Annotated in this window: 13 protein-coding genes; 5 read left to right on the top strand and 8 right to left on the bottom strand. The window is 69.5% G+C overall.

Annotated elements, in window-relative coordinates; translation table 11 throughout:
- On the bottom strand, window positions 1-3,048 hold a 3,048-nt coding region (locus CDN99_RS10690; RefSeq protein WP_238139460.1), incomplete at its 3' end, for an Ig-like domain-containing protein.
- 287 nt (window positions 3,049-3,335) lie between these two features.
- Window positions 3,336-5,492 (bottom strand): S46 family peptidase, encoded by a 2,157-nt coding sequence (locus CDN99_RS10685; protein ID WP_088384819.1) that lies wholly within the window; start codon window positions 5,490-5,492, stop codon window positions 3,336-3,338.
- Window positions 5,493-5,746: 254 nt separating this feature from the next.
- On the opposite strand from CDN99_RS10685, the gene CDN99_RS10680 reads away from it, so the two are divergent.
- Window positions 5,747-6,445 (top strand): DNA adenine methylase, encoded by a 699-nt coding sequence (locus CDN99_RS10680; protein WP_088384818.1) that lies wholly within the window; start codon window positions 5,747-5,749, stop codon window positions 6,443-6,445.
- Complete coding sequence (locus CDN99_RS10675; RefSeq protein ID WP_088384817.1) at window positions 6,442-7,272, top strand: 8-oxoguanine DNA glycosylase; 831 nt, start codon at window positions 6,442-6,444, stop codon at window positions 7,270-7,272. The genes CDN99_RS10680 and CDN99_RS10675 overlap by 4 nt, the downstream gene beginning before the upstream one ends.
- A 15-nt stretch (window positions 7,273-7,287) precedes the next feature.
- On the opposite strand, the gene CDN99_RS10670 is transcribed toward CDN99_RS10675, so the two are convergent.
- A complete protein-coding gene (locus CDN99_RS10670) occupies window positions 7,288-9,639 on the bottom strand; it encodes a DNA internalization-related competence protein ComEC/Rec2 (protein ID WP_088384816.1) in 2,352 nt (783 codons plus the stop codon).
- Between the two features lie 72 nt (window positions 9,640-9,711).
- Here CDN99_RS10670 and CDN99_RS10665 point away from each other — a divergent pair, with 72 nt between their 5' ends.
- The 3 genes from CDN99_RS10665 to CDN99_RS10655 all read left to right on the top strand — a co-directional run bounded on the left by CDN99_RS10665 (window position 9,712) and on the right by CDN99_RS10655 (window position 12,429).
- Window positions 9,712-10,179 (top strand): RidA family protein, encoded by a 468-nt coding sequence (locus CDN99_RS10665; RefSeq protein ID WP_088384815.1) that lies wholly within the window; start codon window positions 9,712-9,714, stop codon window positions 10,177-10,179.
- On the top strand, window positions 10,179-10,676 hold the full coding sequence (locus CDN99_RS10660) for a disulfide bond formation protein B (RefSeq protein ID WP_088384814.1): 498 nt from the start codon (window positions 10,179-10,181) through the stop codon (window positions 10,674-10,676). Before CDN99_RS10665 ends, CDN99_RS10660 begins: the two co-directional genes overlap by 1 nt.
- A gap of 163 nt (window positions 10,677-10,839) precedes the next feature.
- Window positions 10,840-12,429, top strand: a complete 1,590-nt coding sequence (locus tag CDN99_RS10655) for an alkaline phosphatase D family protein (RefSeq protein WP_088384813.1) — start codon at window positions 10,840-10,842, stop codon at window positions 12,427-12,429.
- Between the two features lie 19 nt (window positions 12,430-12,448).
- Here the strand turns inward: CDN99_RS10655 and CDN99_RS10650 are convergent, their stop codons facing one another.
- From CDN99_RS10650 to CDN99_RS10630, 5 genes are all read right to left on the bottom strand, one after another.
- Complete coding sequence (locus tag CDN99_RS10650; RefSeq protein ID WP_088384812.1) at window positions 12,449-13,114, bottom strand: helix-turn-helix transcriptional regulator; 666 nt, start codon at window positions 13,112-13,114, stop codon at window positions 12,449-12,451.
- Window positions 13,115-13,364: 250 nt separating this feature from the next.
- Window positions 13,365-14,753, bottom strand: a complete 1,389-nt coding sequence (locus tag CDN99_RS10645; protein WP_375134430.1) for a DUF1501 domain-containing protein — start codon at window positions 14,751-14,753, stop codon at window positions 13,365-13,367.
- A gap of 13 nt (window positions 14,754-14,766) precedes the next feature.
- Window positions 14,767-16,533 carry a DUF1800 domain-containing protein gene (locus CDN99_RS10640; protein ID WP_238139459.1) on the bottom strand — a complete coding sequence of 589 codons (1,767 nt, stop codon included), beginning with the start codon at window positions 16,531-16,533 and terminating at the stop codon, window positions 14,767-14,769.
- A gap of 371 nt (window positions 16,534-16,904) precedes the next feature.
- Entirely contained in the window at window positions 16,905-18,293 is a 1,389-nt protein-coding gene (locus tag CDN99_RS10635) for a DUF1501 domain-containing protein (RefSeq protein WP_088384809.1), read from the bottom strand.
- A gap of 14 nt (window positions 18,294-18,307) precedes the next feature.
- Window positions 18,308-20,038: a DUF1800 domain-containing protein gene (locus CDN99_RS10630; protein ID WP_238139458.1), complete on the bottom strand. Its 1,731-nt coding sequence runs from the start codon at window positions 20,036-20,038 to the stop codon at window positions 18,308-18,310.
- Between the last annotated feature and the right edge of the window lie 168 nt (window positions 20,039-20,206).

Genomic DNA, 20,206 nt, shown 5'->3' with positions numbered 1-20,206 from the left:
CGTCCAGCGGCTACCGTCTGAGCTGTACTCCCAGGTCGCACCCGTCTCCAGACCGGAGATGCTCAGCGTGGCGTCCTTGGTGACCTTGTCGGAGTTGCTGGAGCCAGCGTCGTTGGTCAAGGACATCGAAGGTGCCGCCGGCGCTGCGGTGTCCAGCGTGAAGGTGAAGGAAGCCACGGCACTGGTGTTGCCCGTCGGATCGGTCTGGCGGACCTGGACGCTTTTTTCGCCGTCACCGCTGAAGACACTGGCAGGGATGGAGGAACCTGAGCCATCAATCCAGGTCGTGCCGCTGTCCAGGCTGTAAGCCCAGGTCGCCCCCGTCTCCAGACCGGAGACGCTCAGCGATGCGTCCTTGGTGACCTTGTCGAAGTTGCTGGAGCCAGAGTCGTGGGTCAAGGACACCGAAGGTGCGGCAGGGGCCGCGGTGTCCAGCGTGAAGGTAAAGGTGGAGGCATCACTGGTGTTGCCCGCGACATCGGTCTGCCGGACTTGAACACTCTTGTCGCCATCACCGCTGAAGGCACTGGCGGGGATGGTGGATCCGGAACCGAAGATCCAGGTCGTGCCGCCATTCAGGCTGTACTCCCAGACTGCGCCAGTCTCCAGACCGGAAACGCTCAGCGCGGCGTCCTTGGTGAGCGTGTCGTTGCTGCTGGTCAGGAAGACAGAAGGTGCTGCAGGGGCTGCGGTATCCAGGGTGAAGACAACGCTGGACGCGGTACTCGTGTTGCCTGCCGCATCGGTCTGACGGACCTGAATGCGCTTGCTGCCATCGCCGTCAAAGGCGCTGGCCGGAATGCTGCTGCCGGAGCCAATGGTCCAGTGACTGCCGTCCGCGCTGTACTCCCATGTGGCGCCAGTCTCCAGACCGGAAACGCTCAGCGCGGCGTCACTGGTGACCTTGTCGGAGTTGCTGGAGCCGGAATCGTTGGTCAGCGAGACGGAAGGCGGCGCAGGCGCTGCCGTGTCCAGCGTGAAGGTGAAGGTGGAAACGGCGCTGGCGTTGCCGGCCGCATCGGTCTGGCGAACCTGGACGCTCTTGTCGCCATCACCGATGAAGACCCTGGCAGGGATCGAGGAACCAGAGCCGGTGTTCCAGGTCACGCCATTGTCCAGGCTGTATTCCCAGGACGTACCGGCCTCCAGACCGGAAATGGTCAGCGCGGCGTCACTGGTGACCTGATCGGCGTGGCTGAAACCGGAATCATTGGTCAAGGACACGGCAGGCGCCGCCGCCGCCGCGGTATCCAGCGTGAAGGTGATGGAAGCCGCGGCGCTGGTGTTGCCCGCGACGTCGGTCTGACGGACCAGGATGCTCTTGATGCCATCGCCGATGAGAACGCTGGCGGAGATGAAAGAGTCTGAGCCATTGACCCAGGTCGCGCCATCGTCCTGGCTGTACTCCCAGCTGGCGCCGGTCTCCAGACCAGCAACATTCAGCGTGGCGTCCCTGGTGATCTTGTCGACGTTGCTGAAACCGGAGTCGTTGACCAAGGACACGGAAGGTGCAGCCGGCGCCGTGGTGTCCAGCGTGAAGGTGAAGGAGGCCGCGGCGCTGATGTTGCCCGCGGCGTCGGTCTGCCGGACCAGCACGCTCTTGTCGCCATCGCCGCCGAAGACGCCGGCGGAGATGCTGCGGCCGTAGCCTGGCATCCACGACGCTCCGCTGTCGAGGCTGTACTCCCAGTGCGCACCGGCTTCGACACCCGCCACGATCACGGAGCCCTCGTTGTTGATCGCAGCACCCGTCGACGTCGTGGCGCTCAGCGTCTCGATCTGCGTGTCCTTCCTGACGTGGACGACGTCGGCGGCGACGTTCCCAGCTTGATCCGTCTGACGGACATGGAGGCTGTTGTCGCCTTCATCGAGCACCGCGGTCGGAATGGTCCCACCGACGCCTTGCGTCCACGTCCGGCCGCCGTCCAGGCTGTAGTCCCACTTTGCGCCCGGTTCAATCCCACCCACCGTCACCTTGCCGTCCTTGTTGACGACCCCCGGCACCACACTGTCGATAGATACTGTCGGCGCGTTGACCTGCGTGTCCTTCACGACATCGAACATCGCGGTCGCGACGTTCCCGGCCTTGTCGGTCTGGCGAATGGTCAAGGCGTTCATGCCCTCGTCGAGATCGCCTGCGCCGATGCGATCGCCGCTGCCCGGCGTCCAGGTCTTGCCACCGTTCAGGCTGAAGTCCCACTTCGCGTCGGACTCGATGCCGCCGACCGTCACCGAGCCATTCTTGTTGATGACGCCAGGGGTATCCCCGTCGGTGCTGCACGTCGGCGCTTCGACCTGCGTATCCTTCGTCACCTCGATCGTCGCGGTCGCCACATTGCCGGCCTTGTCGGTCTGACGAAGGATGATGGTGTTCTTGCCTTCGTCGAGGTCGTTCGCGCCGATGGCGTCTGCGTTGCCCGGTGTCCAGGTCTTGCCGCCATCCAGGCTGTAGTCCCACTTCGCGTCGGGCTCGATGCCGCCGACCTTCACCGAGCCATTCTTGTTGATGAGCCCCGGGGTGTCGCCATCGGTCTTGCCGGTTGGAGCGTCGACGTGCGTATCCTTCGTGACGTTGTCGATGTCTGCGTCAACGGGCTTCGAGGAGTCCTTCCTGGACGCGCCACCAGTCGCCGCGGCTGCGGCCCCGGCCAGCCCCAGCCCACCCACCACCGGAGCGACCCAACCCACGCCGGCCCCCCCCGCCACCCCCGCCACACCTGTCGCGCCTGTCGCGCCTGATGCCTGCGCACCCAGGCCAATCGCGTCATTGCCGACACCGGCGCCAAGATCCGAGGTTCCAACGTTCGCGGCCTGCGGCAAGTCATTGCCTACGGTGGCTTCCTCGGCATTCGCCGCCGGTTCCGCATTCGTCTGCACCGCGCTGTCTTGTTGCTCCTGAGGTCCCGGATTCTCGAGGTCCTCGTCAACGCCGTCTCGCCGCAATGCACGACGGGCGGTTTGGGCCGAAGCGGACACTGCCTGCCCCTGCGCCGTCGGAACGACTCGCGACACGGAAGACTTCTTCGAGGCAATGGATGATGTGTTCATGATGGTTCACTGCAAATAGACAGAGGGAGTCTGAATAGATGCCGCCTAGCGAACCATTGCTTACACGGGTGAATACTTCGCGTCCGATCCCACCTGTTTGTGCGTCCATCTAGCCCATAAACACATGCCGGCCGATGAGAAGAAGGCCATCGCCGAGGATCCATGCTCATGCAATGACACACATGAGTCGGCGCCCCAAAAACGACAACGCCCCGCACAAAGCGGGGCGTCGATGACATCGACGGCGCCAGTCGCGGCAGCCGTCGGCGCTCAGCGTGATCAGTCGATCACAGCGCGTTCATTTCCTTCAGCAGACGGTCGGCCTTGTCGACGACCTTCATCTGCCACAGCATGTAGCGCGCATCCAGGCAGATGCTGCGATTCATGTCGTCGTTGAAGTCCCAGTCCGAGATCACCGCGTCCAGCGTGCCGTCGAACAGCAGGCCGACCAGTTCACCCTTGCCGTTCAGCACCGGCGAGCCGGAGTTGCCGCCCGTCGTGTCCAGCGTCGCCAGGAAGTTGACCGGCACCGAGTCCAGCGCCTTCACGCCGTACTTGTCGAACTGGCGCGCCTTGATCGCCGCCAGTTGCTCGGCGGGCGCGTTGAACTCGCCCGTGCCGGTGTGCTTGGCGACGATGCCGCGCAGCGTCGTGAACGGGGTCCACGTCGTGCCGTCGACCCCCGGCGTGCGGCCCTTGACCTGGCCGAAGGCCACGCGCAGCGTGCCGTTCGCGTCCGGATAGACCGGCTGGCCACGGCTGGCCTTGAAGTCGATCTCCGCCTGCATGGTCGCGGCGTAGGCCTGCTGGATGCGGCCAGCCAGTTCCTTGTCACGGTTCTCGCGCGCTTCCTCGTCGGCGCGCAGCGCCACGGCGGCCTTGACCAGCGTATCGCCGCTGGACTCGAAGGCGCCCGCGTCGCGCGTCAGCCAGGCGGTGCGCTCGGCCTTGTCGGTCAGCTTCGTGCCGGCATACAGCGCGTCGACGCGCGCGGTCACCGCCGCCGCATCCATGCCGGCGCGCACGCCCAGCGCATTCACGAAAGCGGCGTTCAGTTGGTCGGCCGGCAGTGCCAGGTATTGCGTCAGGAAGTGGCTGACGACCCTCTTCTCGGTGATCTCGTCGAAGCGACGATCCACCGTCTCCACGGCCTGCTTGCGGCGCAGCTGATCGCGGTCCTGATAACCGGCCTTGCGTTCGGCATCGGGCTTCTTGCGTTGCAGCGCCTGCTCGTACAGGTCACTGGCGCTCTTGATCAGGCTCGGCGTCGCGTAGCTCAGCAGGAACTCGCGGCGCACATTGGCCTGGCGCTCCACGATCAGGCGTTCCACCTCGACAAGCGCGGCGCCGTACTGGTCGCGACGCTTCGCGTCGGCGTTCACCCAGGCCTTCATCGCGTCGAAGGCCGCCTGCTTGCGCGCGAGGATGTCGCTACCGGCGTAGCTGGCCATCTGGCCCTGGTAGTTCTTGTAGTAGTTGTTGACGCCGGCCACCGTGTTGGCCACCTTGATCTCGGCATCGCGGCGACCGGCGGTCGCTTCCTTGATCAGGTCGAGCTGCTCGCCCATGGCCTTGACGCGATGCGGGAAGTCCCACGAGAACGCGAAGTCCACTTCCTTCGGCAGGCGATGGCGATTGGTACGGCCCGGGTAGCCGGCCACGGCCACGAAGTCGCCCTCGTTCAGCGGCGCGCTGGCCAGCTTCAGGAAGTGCTGCGGCTGGTACGGCTTGTTGTCCGGGCTGAAATCGGCCGGCTTGCCGTCCGGGCCGACATAGGCGCGGTAGAAGCTGTAGTCGCCGGTGTGGCGCGGCCACATCCAGTTGTCGGTGTCTCCGCCGAACACGCCGACGCCCTCGGCCGGGCCGTGGACCAGGCGCACGTCGCGGATCTCCAGCTGCTTGATCAGCTGGTAGTTCAGGCCGCCGTAGAACGCGCTCACGTTGCAGCGATGGCCGGCATCCTTCTCGCAGGCGGCGACCAGCGATTTCTGGTTGGCCTCGATCGCGTCGACGCGGGCCTTGCCCTGCAGCGCGGCCGTCTTGGCGTCGAGCACCTTGGCGGTGACGTCGGTCAGCGCGACCGTCACCAGGATGCGGCTGCCCGGCGACGCCGGCAGCTCGTCGGCCAGCGTGGCGGCGAGGAAGCCGTTCTTGATCAGGTCCTTCTGCGGCGTCGAGTTGTATTGCAGGCTGCCGAACGCGCAGTGATGGTTGGTGACCACCAGGCCCTGCGGCGAGACGAAGGACGCGGTGCAGCCGCCCAGGCTGACCACGGCGCCCATCGGATAACCCAGCGGCTGCGACAGCCGGGCCGGATCGATCTTCAGGCCGGCGGCCTTCATGTCCTTGGCCACCTGGGGCAGTTGCTGCGGCATCCACATGCCTTCATGCGCTTGAGCGCCCACGGCGCCCAGGGCCATCGCGGCCCAGATCAATCGTTTCATTCGCAGGACTCCTGCCCTAACCAAAAGAAGAAGGGCCGAACCATACACGACGCCGATACCCCCGCTCCCGTGCTGATCGGCACCCCGCGCATACCCGGGTTGCCAGTCGCTCACGGCCCGCATCGCCGATCAGGCCGGCCGCGCCGCGTCAGGGACCGGCGCGCGCCCGCGGGCGTTTCCACGCCTCGCACCGGGACACGCACCGCGCTAACGCCGGCTTGACATCATCGTCACTTCTGACGATGATTCGGCGCATGAAGTATCCAGGCGGCAAGGGCAAGACGTTCCAGCACGTCATCAACCTGATGCCTCCGCATCGGGTCTACATCGAGACCCATCTGGGCGGCGGCGCCGTGCTCCGCCACAAGCGACCCGCGGCTCGATCCATCGCGATCGACGCCGACGCGCGGGTCATCCAGCGATGGACGGCATCCGCATCGACGTTGCCGGAAGTCGAGCTGGTGCATGGCCGCGCGGAGGACTTCCTGTCGCGTCACGCGTTCCAGGGTGATGAGCTGGTCTATGTCGACCCGCCCTATCACCCGGACACGCGCCGCCAGGCGCGCGTCTACCGGCACGACTACGAGCGCCACGACCACGAGGTCCTGCTGGGCATCCTGGCCGGACTGCCGTGCCGGGTCATCCTCTCCGGCTACGCGCATCCGCTTTACGACGCGCTGCTGTCGGGGTGGCGGACGACGAGCTTCCAGGCCAAGACCCACACCGACGTCCGCACGGAAACGCTGTGGTTCAACTTCGAGCCGCCGACGGTGCTTCACGACCCCCGCCATCGCGGAGACAACTTCCGCGATCGACAAACCAACAGACGGCGCTTCGAACGCCTCCAGGACCGTGTCCACGCCATGGATCCCACCGAACGCGCGGCGTTCGCCCAATGGCTGCACACCGCTTACCCAGGCGCCCTGTCGGGCGCCGCCTCTCCCGCTCCATGACCCAGATCGTCGCCATCGTCACGCGCACCGGCACCCTTCAGCGCGAACTTCCGAATCCCGACCAAGAGCTCCTGACCGGCGTCCGCTGGGGCGCCCTCGACGAATTCCCGACCCCGGCCTACTGGACCCGGCAAGCCCTGGCCCATCGGCTGGCGCACTCCGCCGCGGTCGCCTCCGGCCGCACGCTGGCGGAGGAGGTGGGCGCCTCGCTGCTGGGCGGCCCGGGCATTCCCGCCGCGGTCGGACTGGCCGCGTTCGCGCGTGTGCGCGAGCGAGGCGCCTTCGTGCAACCGGGGGTCGACGCGGCCGCGCTGTCCGCCTGGCTGAGCGAGCCGCTGGACATCAACGGCCGGCCGCTGCTGTTCCGCTTCGCGGCGCAGAAGGCCGGCCAGCTCGCGGCGGTGATGCCGGCGCTGCTGTCGGCGCCCGACTTCGACTCGGGGCAGGAATGGCGGAACTGGTTGATGACGCTGCCCGGCCTGGGCCCCAAGACCGCCTCCGGCATCGTGCGCAACTGGTCCGCCGCGGACGACGTGGCCATCCTCGACACGCACCTGCTGCGCGTCGGCCAGGTGATCCGGCTGTTCTCGCGCAAGCTGAGCGTCGAGCGGCATTACCTGGAAGCCGAGGCGGCGTTCCTTCGCCTGTGCGCGGCGATGGACGTGCGCCCCTTCGAGGTGGAAGCGGTCATCGCGCAGGAGATGAGCCGGTCGCCGGAGACGGCGCGTTTCCTCGTCGACCACCTGAAGGCGACCGAGCCGGCGGCCCGGCCCGCCGCGCGCCGGATGCGCGAGCCGGAGCAGATCTCGCTCGTCTTCACGGCCTGATCGCGGCACCTGGCATCAACGCGCGGGACTCATCCACGTCGAGCCGGCGGGATCCTCGTTCTCGGCCTGACCGGCGTCTTCCCTCGACAAGGACGACGCGGTGGTCCAGTACCGCCGACGGCGCCCCTGCTCGCAGCCGGCCGAGGGCGCCTCCTCGCGATCGCTGCGCCAACGCCAGGCGCCGCAGTCGACGGTGTTCAGCAGCGCCGCGCCCGCCGCGCGGTACCGCGCCACGACCTCCGGCCTCGGGTGCCCGAAGCGATTCAGGTACCCCGACTGCACCACCGCCACCCGTGGCGCGACGGCCTGCACGAACGGCGTCGACGAGGACGTCCGGCTGCCATGGTGCGGCACGACGATCACCTCGGCCCGCAAGCCCTCCACGCCGTCGCGCCGCAGCAGACGCGCCTCCTGAGGCGCCTCGATGTCGCCGGTCAGCAGCACGCGGCGGCCGTTCGCCTCGACGCGCAGCACGCAGGAGGCGGCGTTGCGCTTGACCTCGCCGCCTTCTCCTTCGGCGGGCGCGAGCACCTCGAATCGCACGCCGTCCCACTCCCAAGCCTGTCCGCGCACGCACGGCCGGCCCGCCGGCACGGCGCCGAGCCGCGCCGCCACCGGCATTCCCCTGAGCAGGCTGCCGGTGCCGCCGGCATGGTCCTGATCCGCGTGGCTGACCATCAGCAGGTCCAGGCGCCGCTCGCCCCATCCCCGCAGCAGCGGCAGCAGCACGCGCTGCGCGGCGTCGGAGCCCGGGCCCCAGCGCGGCCCCGTGTCGTAGACCATCGTGTGGCGATGCGTGCGCAGGATCGCCGCGCCGCCCTGCCCGACATCGGGCAGCCAGAGTTCCACATGCCCCGGCATCGGGCGCTCGACGACCGGCCATAGCATCGGCAGGCACAGCGCCAGTCCTGCCAGACGCGGGCGCCAGGGCCAGGGCATCGCGGCGGCCACGCCGCCCACGAGCCCCAACGCCTGGGCCCAGGGCGGCGCCCAGGGCAGATGCCACACGGCGAGGGGCCAGTCCCTGAGCGCCTCCAGCACCGTGTTCAACGCGGCCACCAGCCATGACCCGACCGTCCACAACGGTGACCACGCCGTGCCGAGCATCGCCAGCGGCGTGATCGCGTAGGTCACGAGCGGGATCGCCACGGCGTTCGCGAGCAGGCCCACGACCGAGACCTGCTGGAACAGCAGCAGCGTCAGCGGCGCCAGGCCCAGCGTCACCAGCCACTGCGTGCGCCACGCCCCCCGCAGCGCGCCGCGCCAGCCGGGCGCAGCGGGCTGGTCCGCCGCCATCAGCAACGCCACCGCGCAGAACGACAGCCAGAAGCCCGGCTGCACAAGTGCCCACGGATCGACCAGGCAGACGACGGCGGCCGCCACCGCCAGGCTCAAGGTCCAGGGCCAACGCGCGCCGCACTGCCGCAACAACGCCAGGATCAGCAGCAGGCCGAAGGTTCGCTGCGCCGGAACGCCCCAGCCGGAGAACAACGTGTACAGGCCCGCCGCCGCCACGCCGACCCACATCGCCGCGCGCGGCGCCGGCCATCGCAGGCACAGGCCGCCAGTGCGCCGCCACGCCCATCCGGTCGCGGCACCGGCCAGCCACGCGAACATGGTCACGTGCAGGCCGCTGACGCTGAGCAGATGGGCCACGCCGGTATCGCGGTACAGCGCCCAGTCGGCGGCGCCCACGGCGCCCTGGTCGCCCAGGCTCAACGCCGTCAGCACGCCGGCGCCGCGAGCATCGCGCACATGGCGGTCGATGGCGTCGCGCAAGGTCTGCCTCAGCGCCGTGATGCCGATCCCGCCCTCGTCCAGCCGCCGTTGCCCGTGCGCACGACAACTCCCGGCGGCCGGCAGGTCCTGCTCCAGCATCCATAGCGCCTGGTCGAAGCCGTGCGGGTTCACGAGGCCGCGCGGGCGGCGCAGCTTGACGTCCAGCCGCCAGCGCTCGCCCGCGCGAGGCGCCGAAGGCATCTGGTAGCAGGACAGCAGAATGCGCAGCGGCAGCGGCAGCGGCGCCGCGCCGACATCCACGTCGAGCACGAATCGCCAGCCCTCCACGCCGCCCATGCCCGCCGAGCGTTGCGGCAGGCTGCCGATCCGGCCGGTCATGGTCAAGACCTGGCCCTCGAGCGCCGCGGGCAGGACCTCGACCATGCGCAGCTCGGCGCGCCACGCGGTTTGTCCGAAGCCGATCAGGCCGGCGACCGCCGCCCACGCCGCCCAATGGCGGCGGCACGCGCCGACGAACGCGATGGACATCACGACGAGCACGGTCGCCGCCGACCAGGCCCACCACCCCGCGCGCGCCGGCAGGACAGGCAGCGTGTGGACCGCCCCCATGCCCAGCAGGGCCGTCAAGGGGCCGAGCGTCCAGCGCCAAGCCGGGGTGTAGGATTCGCGACGACTTTTTTCACTACCGTGCAGACCCCCATGAGCGCTTCCGTCTACGACCGCCTCCAGCAACTCGGCATCACCCTGCCGCCCGTGGCCGTGCCCGCCGCGGCCTACGTGCCCTTCGTCCGCACCGGCAACCTGGTGTTCCTGTCCGGTCATATCGCGAAGAAGGACGGCAAGCCCTGGGTCGGCCAGCTCGGCAAGGACACGGACACGGCGACCGGCAAGGCCGCGGCACGCTCGATCGCGATCGACCTGATGGGCACGCTGCACGCGGCCGTCGGCGACCTGAACAAGGTCAAGCGCATCGTCAAGCTGATGAGCCTGGTCAACAGCACCGGCGATTTCACCGAACAGCACCTCGTGACCAACGGCGCGTCGGAACTGTTCGGCGAAGTCTTCGGCGCCGACGTCGGCGCGCACGCGCGCAGCGCCTTCGGCGTGGCGCAGATCCCGACCGGGTCCTGCGTCGAGATCGAGCTGATCGCCGAGATCGCCGACTGATGCGCGCGCTGACCGCCTCCCGCGTGCTGGCGTTCAGCGCGCTGGTGTCGCTTGCCGGCGTGGCGGCGGCGCTGGTGGCGCAGTACCAGTTCGGCATCAAGCCGTGCCCGTGGTGCGTGATGCAGCGCGGCATCTTCCTGCTGATCGCGGCGGTGGGCGCGCTGGGCTGGGTGCTGCAGCGCGTCGGCTTCGCGCGCGTGCTGGCGCTGCTGCTGACGGCGGCGCTGGGCGTGGCCGGACTGGTGGCGGCGGGTTACCAGCACGAGGTCGCCTCCAAGCTGGCCAGCTGCGACATGACCTTCGCCGACCGCGTGCTGGGCGCGCTGGATCTGGAAGCGAAGTTCCCGAGCGTCTTCATGGTCACCGCCTCCTGCAGCGAAGCATCCGCGTACACGCTGCTCGGTCTGCCCTACGAGATCTGGAGCGGCGCCCTGTTCACCCTGATCGCGCTGCTGTGCCTGCTGGCGCTCAAGCGGGGAAGACCGCATCGTCGGTGAGCGCCGCGCAGGCGTCGTTGCGATGCGTCAAGGACAACAGGGCCGAGGGCCCTGTTGTTGTTTCTGACAAGAGGTCAAATGCAACCGCGAGGCACCTGTCGTCACGGGTCGGTCACACGCCGCCGGCAGGATCCTGCGCTTCGTCACCCCACCGGAGCCCCGCATGGACCGCCGCCGCTTCCTCCACGCCAGCGCCTTTCTGGGCGGCGCGTCGCTGCTGGCGCCGCATGGCTCGCATGCGCAGGCGCCCGGCGTGATCACGCGCGACGCGATGCGGCCGCAGATGCCTCACGGCATCCAGAGCGGCGACCCGCTCGCCGACGGCGCGATCGTGTGGACCCGCGGCGATCGGCCCTCGCGACTGTGGCTGGAGTGGGCCACCACCGCCAGCTTCGCCAACGCGCAGCGGGTGCGCGGGCCACACCTGCTCGAAGACTCCGACTTCACCGGCCGCGTCGATCTGCGCGGCCTGCCCGCGGGCCAGGAGATCTTCTACCGCGTCATCCTCCAGGACCTGCGCAACGAGCGCGTGATGTCCGAGCCCGTGCCCGGCCACCTGCGCCTGCCGCGGGCCGCGGGATCCAAGGTGTCGCGCGATGTCCGCTTCGTCTGGAGCGGCGACACCGCCGGCCAGGGCTGGGGCATCAACGAGGCCTGGGGTGGCATGAAGATCTACGAGCAGATCCGCCGCGTGAACCCCGACTTCTTCCTCCACAGCGGCGACACCATCTACGCCGACAGCCCCATCCTCCCCGAGGTCAAGCTGGCCGACGGGTCGATCTGGCGCAACGTCGTCACCGAGCAGACCAGCAAGGTCGCCGAGACGCTGGACGAGTACCGCGGCCGGTATCGCTACAACCTGATGGACGCCAACATCCGCCGCATGTCGGCGGAGATCCCGCAGATCTGGCAGTGGGATGACCACGAGGTCACCAACAACTACTCCGGCAGCAAGGACCTCGGCGGCGACGCCCGCTACACCGAGAAGAACGTCCCGCTGCTGGTGGCCCGCGCCACCCGCGCCTTCCAGGAGTACGCGCCGATGCGCCGCTTCGGCGACGCGGAGGGTGAACGCATCTACCGCCACCTGCCGCAGGGCCCGCTGCTGGACGTGTTCGTCGTCGACATGCGCAGCTACCGCGGCCCCAACAGCGCCAACCTGCAGACCGAGGAGAACGCCGACAGCGCCTTCATGGGCCGACCGCAGATCGCCTGGCTGCTCGACGGACTGAAGCGCTCGACGGCGGTGTGGAAGGTGATCGCCGCGGACATGCCGATCGGCCTGCACGTCGGCGACGGCAAGGACGCCGAGGGCCGCGACAAGTGGGAGGCCATCGCCAACGGCGACGACGGTCCGCCGCGCGGCCGCGAGCTCGAAATCGCCCGGCTGCTCACCGAGATCAAGCGCGCCCGGCTGCACAACATCGTCTGGCTCACCGCCGACGTGCACTACACCGCCGCCCATCACTTCGATCCGGCCCGCGCCAGGCACACCGACTTCCTGCCGTTCTGGGAATTCGTCTCGGGTCCGCTGCACGCCGGCGGCTTCGGCCCCAACAAGGCCGACGGCACCTTCGGCATGCAGGTCGTCTACCAGAAGGGGCCGGGCGTCGCCAACGCGGCGCCGGCCTCCGGCACGCAGTTCTTCGGACAGGTCGACATCGACGCGAAGACCCGCGCGATGACGGTCACGCTGAAGGACCTCGACGGCACCGCGTTGTTCAGCCAGACGCTCGCCCCGCACCGCGCCTGAGCGGCGCGGCGCGCGGCGCTCAGCGGTACTCCATCGCCCGCAGCACGCCCTGCATCGGCGGCAGTTGTGCCACCATCGCGACCAGGTCGCGGATGCTCTCGGTGGCCGTCTTGGCGCGCACGCTCGCGATCTGCGTGCGCACGGTCGAGATGGCCACGCCGTTGCGCTGCGCGATCTCCTGCGGCTGCAGGCCGGCGCACAGCGCCTGCAGCACCTGGCGCTCCGCGGCGGTCAATTGATGCTCGCGGGCGAAGGCGAGCATGGGCAACTCGCCGCAGAGGTTGCGCTTGCCCAGCACCAGCAAGGCCTGGCCCGGCCGCCCCTGCCCCTCGGGCAGCGGCAGCACGGACAGCGACAGGCGCATCGGCCCTCGTCCCAGGCAGATCAGATGCCGCAGCCCGCGCTGCACGTCGGTCAGCGCCTGCTCCAGCCGCTGCTGGTCGACGCGCTGCGGCGCGACCAGCGCGCCGTCGAGCAACTGCAGCGGCGACATCTCGTCGAGCTGCGCGCGCGCGGTGCTGTTGGCATAGAGCAGCTGTCCCACGCCGGTGACGAGACAGACCCCCAGGTCGATCTCCTCCAGCGCCTGCCGCCACCATCGATCCGGCGATCCACGCCGGCGCTCCGGCCCGCGATAAGACGCGAGCCGACCCAACTCCGGGGTCCTCCCCAGCATTCCATCCATGTCGGCCTCCCTGTTCAGGCGTGTGTGGAACGCGGTGCCTGCCGCTCCGGTCTGTCGCCGCTGACGGTGTACGGGCACACGGAGCGATGTTAGGAGAACGCTCCCCGCTTGCGTAGCGGAGTTTGCGCGACACGTCCCCCTAGGGCTGGGGGGACGCGCATGTCGGGTTGGGCGCCGATATACCGGGAGCGCCGCGAGCGCCGCACGTCCTTGCCGAAAACGCACCAGAAGCGGTCGCGCGCCGGCGCGGTCAGCCCAGGAATCCCAGATCGCTCGCGCCGAAGTTGCCGATGTTGGGCAACACGGTGCGCAGCTCACTGGCCGGCACGCCCATCCACAACGCCAGCGTCGACGCCAACTGGTCCACCCCAGTGGTCGGCAGCAGGCGGCCCTGGCCGACGTCGTCGGGGCCGTTGACGCTGACCGACGGCGCCGTGCCGTAGAAGCGCCCGCCCTTGACGGCGCCGCCCATCACGAAGTGATGCGAGCCCCAGCCATGGTCGGAGCCGTCGCCGTTGGAGCTGAGCGTGCGGCCGAAGTCCGACGCGGTGAAGGCGGTGACCTTGTCGGACATGCCCAGCTCCTGCATCGCCGCGTCGAAGCTGCCCAGCGCACCGCCCAGTTGCGCCATCAGCTGCGGATGGCGCGTCGTCAGGCCGTCGTGCAGATCGAAGCCCCCCATCGACACGAAGAACACCTGGCGGGCCGCGCCCAGCGACGAGCGCGCCGCGATCATGCGCGCCACCATCTTGAGCTGCAGCGACAGGCTGTCGGCGCCGAAGGCCGTCGTCATCGAGGCCCCGCCGGACAGCGCGGTGGACAACGTCGCCTGCAGGTCGATCGAGCGCGCGGTGACGCGGTTGAGCTCGGCCTCCATCGCATGGGAGCGCTCCTCGCTGACCAGCGACTTGAGCAGGCCGGCGCAGGCCGGCGACCCGAACAGCGCGCCGTTGATGCCGGCGATGGGCTGCTTGCCGCTGACGCCCATCTGGTACTGGAAAGCCGAGCTGCCCGCCAGGTACACCGCGTTGCCCGACACGTTGATGCAGGTGAGCGCCGAGCGGGCATTGCCCGCCATCATCATGTCGGCCATGCGGCCGCCCCAGCCGGTGGTGGCGCCCTCGACGTTCGAGGCCTGCCACAGGCTCTGCTGGTCGTTGTGGGAGAACAGCTTGGGCGGCAGCGCCGCGCTGCCGGCCTTGTACTGCGCCAGCGTCGTCGGCGCCAGCAGCGTGCCGATGTTGAGCATCACGCCCAGCCGGCCGGCGTCGAACGCCGGCTTGATCGCCGCCAGCGCGGGCGCCAGCGCCATCTGCCGGCCGTCCGGCAGCGCCGCCGTGGGCGACAGCGCCGTCGCCGCCAGCGCGTCCCGCGCGATCGCCAGCGACGGACGGATGGCGGCATAGGCCTGGTGGCTGGCCGCGTCGTACGGGATCAACGTGTTGCCATGGTCGTTGCCGCCGTACAGGAACACGCAGACCAGCGCCTTGTAGTCGCCGCCGGTCGTCGCGGCGGCGGCGTCGTTGATGGCGGCCAGTTGCAGCGCCCAGGGCGCGGCGCCACCGACGACGGACAGCGCCGAGGCGCGCTTGAGGAACTCGCGCCGATGCAGCGCGGAGAGGTGGGACACGTGGGCCACGGAGCGACTCCGGTTACTTCTGCACTTGGTATTCGGGACAGGCCAGCAGCAGCATCCAGCCGGCGCGGACACGGTTGAGCCTGCCGGCGTCGGTGGTCGCCGCGATCGACGAGACCGCCGCCACGATGCGCTGCTGCGTCGCGTCGGAGATGCCGTCGCCCGCCAGCAGCAGCGCCTGGCGCGCCACCATCGCGCGCGGGTCGGCGACCAGCGCGAGGTCGGCCGCGTAGTTCGGCGTCGCGTCGCCCTGCCCGCTCGTCAGCACCGTCTGCATGAAGTTGAGGTAGCCGGTGACCGTCACCTCGTTGAGCAGCTGGAACTCCGGCGCGGTGACGCCGGCCGCCGCCATCCCCGAATTCGGCGGCACGTAGCCGGGCCGGTAGAAGTTGAAGACCGACGGGCTGAAGAACGGGCTCTGCCCGAGCCGTTTCTCCATGTCGGTGGTCTCGTAGATGCCCCACTGGCCCGCCGACGTCAGCTGGATGTTGCGCGCCACCTGCACGAAACGCAGCACCGGCTCGCGCAGCTTGCCGGAGTTGGCGCCGCCGCCGGGCAGCCGCGCCTCGACGTCCAGCAGCACCGCGCGCAGCACCGCCTTCAGGTCGCCGCGCACGCCCTGGCCGTTGTCGTTGAAGGCCTGCGCGACGCGCTGCACGTAGGCCGGGCTCGGGTTGGAGCAGACGAAGCGCTGGATCAGTTGCCGGCCGAAGAACGGCCCGACGTTCGGATGGTTCGCCAGCACGTCCAGCGCCTGGCGCAACGCGGTCGGGCCGTCGGCACCGGCCGGGATCGTGGTGCCCAGCACCGTCTTGGCGCCGCCCGAGAAGTTGGCCGCGTTGTGCTTCATCGGGCGGCGCATGAAGCTGCAATCGGCGCCGCCGGGGCTCGTCGTGTCGAACTCCCAGCCGGTGAAGGCGCGCGCCATCTGCGTCACGGTGGCCTGGTTGTAGGTCTCCACCGGCCGACCGCCGCGGGTCTGCGCGGTGCCGTCCAGGTTGAGCTGCACCAGCCCGATGGTGAAGAGCTGCATGACCTCGCGCGCGAAGTTCTCGTCGGGCTGGCGGCCGGTGGCGGCGTCTTCCTTCCTGCTGCCGCGCATCGCGAGGTAGCTGCCCATCGCGGGCGACAGGGCCACCGCCTCCAACAGGCCGCGGAAGGTGCCGAAGGCGTTGTCCTCCAGCACATCGGCATAGGCCGTCAGGCACATCGTGCGCCAGGGGATGTCGAAACCCAGCGCCGAGACGACGAAGATCTCCGACAGCGCCAGCACCATGCGCTGGCGCAGTTGGTCCGGTGAGCCGATGAACTTGCGCCAGACCGTGTTGTAGAAGCCGTTGTAGTAGTAGTACTTGTAGTCCTCGGCCGCGAAGCCGTTGCGCACCACCCAGTCCCAATGGGACTCGGTGCGCGGCGCCAGGAACTGCAGGTCCAGCCACGCGCCGTAGCCGATCGACTTCACCGAGGCGATGTCGGCTTCCGACGCGGCGAAACCCGCCTGCGCCAGGAAGCGCGCGGCCTGTGCGTCGCTCGGCAGCGGCAGCGGGACGGCGCCCGCGGCCGGCGCTGGCGCGGAGGCGCCGCCGGTGTCGGTCGAGGGTCCCGGTGCCGGCGCGGGGGTGGAACCAGGCGGGGGAGCGGGGGTGGGGGACGGACCGGGAGCCGGCGACGGCGAACCCGCCGCGGAGGCCGGCGCGCTGCTGTCGCCTCCTCCGCCGCCACAGGCGCTCAGCGCGGCGGCTGCGGCCGTGACGGCTGCGGAAGACCAGGGGAAACGGAACATGGATGACGCGGAGGGGGGTACTGCTGGAGCCCGCCACTCTAGGGATTCGAGCGCCGCGAATCTGCGCTGGATCAGCAACAGACGAAAGGCCGGGCAACGCATTCGGTTACCGTGGTTTTCGACCTCGACACCCGCGCACTTTCCCCCGTTGGAATCGGCCCTTCCGGCCGTTTCCGCGTTTTTCCGATCTCCCGTGCGACCATCTCCGTGCGACATCTCACGACGCGCCGGGGCGCCCTCCTCGCGCCCGTCCGGCTGGCGGATTTCCACCCCCTCCCGGTGCCCTCGCGCGTGCGGCCGCGGCGCCGATCGCGGGTCGCTTCATGGGCCTGCCGGCCGTAACTCCGTCGCGTGGGGTCTTTGCCCGCGTTCTAGGCCGACAGGAAGCCGAGGTCTTTCTGGTTGAAGTTCACGATGCCCGGCAACACCGCCGGCAGGTCGGTCACCGAGACCCCCATCCACAGCGCCAACGTCGCCGCCAGCTGATCGACGGCGGTGGTGGGCAACAGGCGGCCCTGGCCGACGTCGTCCGGCCCGTTGACGCTGACCGAGGGCAACTGCCCGTAGAAGCGCCCGCCCTTCACCGCGCCACCCATGACCAGGTGATGGCTGCCCCAGCCATGGTCGGAGCCGTCGCCGTTGGAGCTCAGCGTGCGGCCGAAGTCCGAGGCGGTGAAGGTCGTGACGTTCTTCGCGACGCCCAGTTCCTGCAGCGCCGCGTCGAAGCTCGCCATCGCGTTGCCCACCTGCCCCAGCAGCGCGGGATGCTGGCTGACGAGGTTGTCGTGCAGGTCGAAACCACCGACCGAGACGAAGAACACCTGGCGCTGCGCGCCCAGCGCCGCGCGGGCGCCGATCAGCCGGGCGACCAGTTGCAATTGCGCGGACAGGCCGCTGGTGTCGAACGGCGTCTGCAGCGTCGAGCTGGTCAGCGCCGAGGCCACCGTGCCCTGCGCGTTGATCGAGCGCGCGGTGACGCGGTTGAGCTCCGCCTCCATCCAGTGCGAGCGGTCGGCGGTGACCAGGCCGCGCAGCGCGTCGGCGCAGGCCTGGGAACCGAAGACCGGCTTGGTCGCGCCGCTGATGGCGACGGCGCCGCTGCTGCTCATCTGGTACTGCACGGCCTGCTTGCCGGACATGAAGACCGCGTTGCCGGACACGTTGATGCAGCTGAAGGTGGTGTTGCCGTTGCTGGCCAGGAACTGGTCGCCCAGGCGCCCGCCCCAGCCGGAGATCGCGCCCTCGGGGTTGGACGACTGCCAGAGGCTTTGCTGGTCGTTGTGGGAGAACAGCTTGGGCGGCAGCGGCGCGTTGCCGGACTTGTACTGGGCCAGCGTGATCGGCTGGATCAGCGGGCCGATGTTCAGCATCACCGCCAGGCGGCCGGCGTCGAAGACCGGCTTGAGCGCGGACATCGTCGGCGCCATCGCCATCTGGCGGCCGTCGGGCAGCGCGGCGGACGGCGTCAGCGCGGTCGCGGCGAGCTGGTCGCGCGGCGTGGCCAGCGTCTGGCGGATGTTGGCGTAGGCGGCGTAACTGGCCGCGTCGTAAGGCACCAGCGTGTTGCCGTAGTCGTTGCCGCCGTACATGAACAGGCAGACGATGGCCTTGTAGTCGCCCGGCGCCGCCGCGGCGGCGGCCTCGCCGATCGCGGCCAGCTGCAGCGCCCAGGGCGCGGCGGTACCGGCGACGGACAGCGCCGAGGCGCGCTTGAGGAACTCGCGGCGACGCAGCGACGCCAGCTTGGAGAGATGGGTCATGGCAGGCGCTCCGCTCACTTCTGCACTTGATAGTCCGGCGCGGCCAGCAGCAGCAGCCAGCTGGCCTTGACGCGGTTCAGCTTGCCGGCGTCGGTGGACGCGTTGATCGTCGCCACGGCGGTGGTGATCGTGGCCAGCGTCGTGTCCGACAGACCGCCGCCGGCCAGCAGCAGCGCCTGGCGCTGCACCAGCGCCGCGGCGTCGCCCGCCACCGCCAGGTCGGCGGTGTAGTCCGGCTTCATGTCGCCGATGCCGTTGCCGATCAGGCCCTGCATGAAGTTCAGGTAGCCCGCGACGGTGCTCTCGTTGCAGAGCTGGAACTCCGGCGCGGTGACGCCGTTGTTGCCGAGCTGCGAGTTCGGCGGCACGTACCCCGGCCGGAAGAAGTTGAAGACCGAGCCGCTGCGCAGCGGGCTCTGGCCCAGGCGCGACGCGGGATTGCTGGTGTCGCCGACGGCCCAAAGATCGCCGGGCGAGGTCATGCCGACGGTGCGGGCCCACTGGACCAGCCGCTGGACGGGCTCGCGCAGCTTGCCGCCGCCGGGGTTGGCGGCCGGTTGACGCGCCTCGGTGTCGAGCAGGATCGCGCGGACGACCGCGCGCAGGTCCCCGCGCAGCCCCTGGCCGTTGTTGTCGAAGACCGCGGCGATGCGCTGCACGTAGGCCGGGCTGGGGTTGGAGCAGACCAGGCGCTGGATCAGTTGCCGGCCGATGAAGGGCCCGACGTTCGGGTGCGCCGCCAGCGTGTCGAGCGCGATCTTCATCGCGGCGGCGCCGTCGGCGGTGTCGGGGATGGTGACGTCGAGCACCTGCTTCGCGCCGGTCGAGAAGCGGCTGGCGGTGTTCACCATCGGCCGCTTCATGTAGCTCGCGTCGGCGCCGTTGGGCGCAGCGGTGTCGAAGTCCCAGCCGGTGAAGACGCGGGCCAGCGCGGTGATCTGCGCCAGCGTGTAGGTGTCGATGCTCTTGCCGCCGGAGGTCTTGGGCGTGCCGTCGGGATTGAGCTGGCTCAGGCCGATGGTGAAGAGCTGCATCACCTCGCGGGCGTAGTTCTCGTCGGGCTGGCGGCCGGTCTTGGCGTCTTCCTTGCGATTGCCGCGCATGGCCAGGTACACGCCCATCGCCGGCGACAGCGTCACGGCCTCGAGCAGCGCGCGGAAGGTACCGAAGCAGCGCTCCTCCAGCATGTCGACGTAGGCGGCGGTGGCCAGGCCGGGCCAGCTCACCGGCAGGCCGTTCATCGACACGACGAAGATCTCGGACAGCGCCAGCACGACCCGTTGCCGCAACTGGTCCGGGGAGCCGATCAGCTTGCGCCACAGCGTCGCGTCGACGCCCGCCACGCTGTTGCGATAGGCCTCGACAGCGAAGCCCTTGGCGGTCAGCCAGTCGAAGTGGCTCTGCGTGCGCGGCGCCGCGAATTGCTGATCCAGCCACGCGGCGTAGCCCACGGATTTCACCGTGCCGATGTCGGTGGTGCTTGCCGAAAAGCCGGCCTGGCCCAGGAAACGCGCGGCCTGCGCGTCGGTCGGCGGAACGGCCGTCTGCGGCGCGGTGTCGGGACCACCGGCGGGGCTATCGCCGCCACCGCCGCCGCAGGCGGCCAGCAGCGCCGCCGCCATGGCCGCGGCGGCCACGCTGGACGACGATGCCGTCGCCATCGCGCGCGATTCAGGGTCGGGAAGGCCGACGGCATCGTCGGCGCCAAGGGCAGTATCGGTGTCGGTCTGGAGGGCGGGGCTCATCTCGGCATCGGCTCGAAGCTGCGGATGCGGGATGGTGCCCATGGGCGTGTGTCAATACGCCGTCATTCGTACAACAGGTGAAAGCCATGGCAACAGGTTGTTGCCACGTGACTTCTGCACGTGCGGGATTTGTCGGCCTCGGATAAGCACGAGCAACAAACCGGACAC

Source organism: Roseateles aquatilis (genome assembly GCF_002205645.1).
GTDB lineage: Bacteria > Pseudomonadota > Gammaproteobacteria > Burkholderiales > Burkholderiaceae_C > Roseateles > Roseateles aquatilis.
This window is presented reverse-complemented; position numbering and strand designations above follow the sequence as displayed.

Coding starts and splice junctions, on each gene's coding strand:
- CDN99_RS10640 (WP_238139459.1), bottom strand. CDS start 16,533: ATGTTCCGTTTCCCCTGGTCTTCCGCAGCCGTCACGGCCGCAGCCGCC.
- CDN99_RS10680 (WP_088384818.1), top strand. CDS start 5,747: ATGAAGTATCCAGGCGGCAAGGGCAAGACGTTCCAGCACGTCATCAAC.
- CDN99_RS10650 (WP_088384812.1), bottom strand. CDS start 13,114: ATGGATGGAATGCTGGGGAGGACCCCGGAGTTGGGTCGGCTCGCGTCT.
- CDN99_RS10655 (WP_088384813.1), top strand. CDS start 10,840: ATGGACCGCCGCCGCTTCCTCCACGCCAGCGCCTTTCTGGGCGGCGCG.
- CDN99_RS10665 (WP_088384815.1), top strand. CDS start 9,712: ATGAGCGCTTCCGTCTACGACCGCCTCCAGCAACTCGGCATCACCCTG.
- CDN99_RS10630 (WP_238139458.1), bottom strand. CDS start 20,038: ATGAGCCCCGCCCTCCAGACCGACACCGATACTGCCCTTGGCGCCGAC.
- CDN99_RS10635 (WP_088384809.1), bottom strand. CDS start 18,293: ATGACCCATCTCTCCAAGCTGGCGTCGCTGCGTCGCCGCGAGTTCCTC.
- CDN99_RS10660 (WP_088384814.1), top strand. CDS start 10,179: ATGCGCGCGCTGACCGCCTCCCGCGTGCTGGCGTTCAGCGCGCTGGTG.
- CDN99_RS10675 (WP_088384817.1), top strand. CDS start 6,442: ATGACCCAGATCGTCGCCATCGTCACGCGCACCGGCACCCTTCAGCGC.
- CDN99_RS10685 (WP_088384819.1), bottom strand. CDS start 5,492: ATGAAACGATTGATCTGGGCCGCGATGGCCCTGGGCGCCGTGGGCGCT.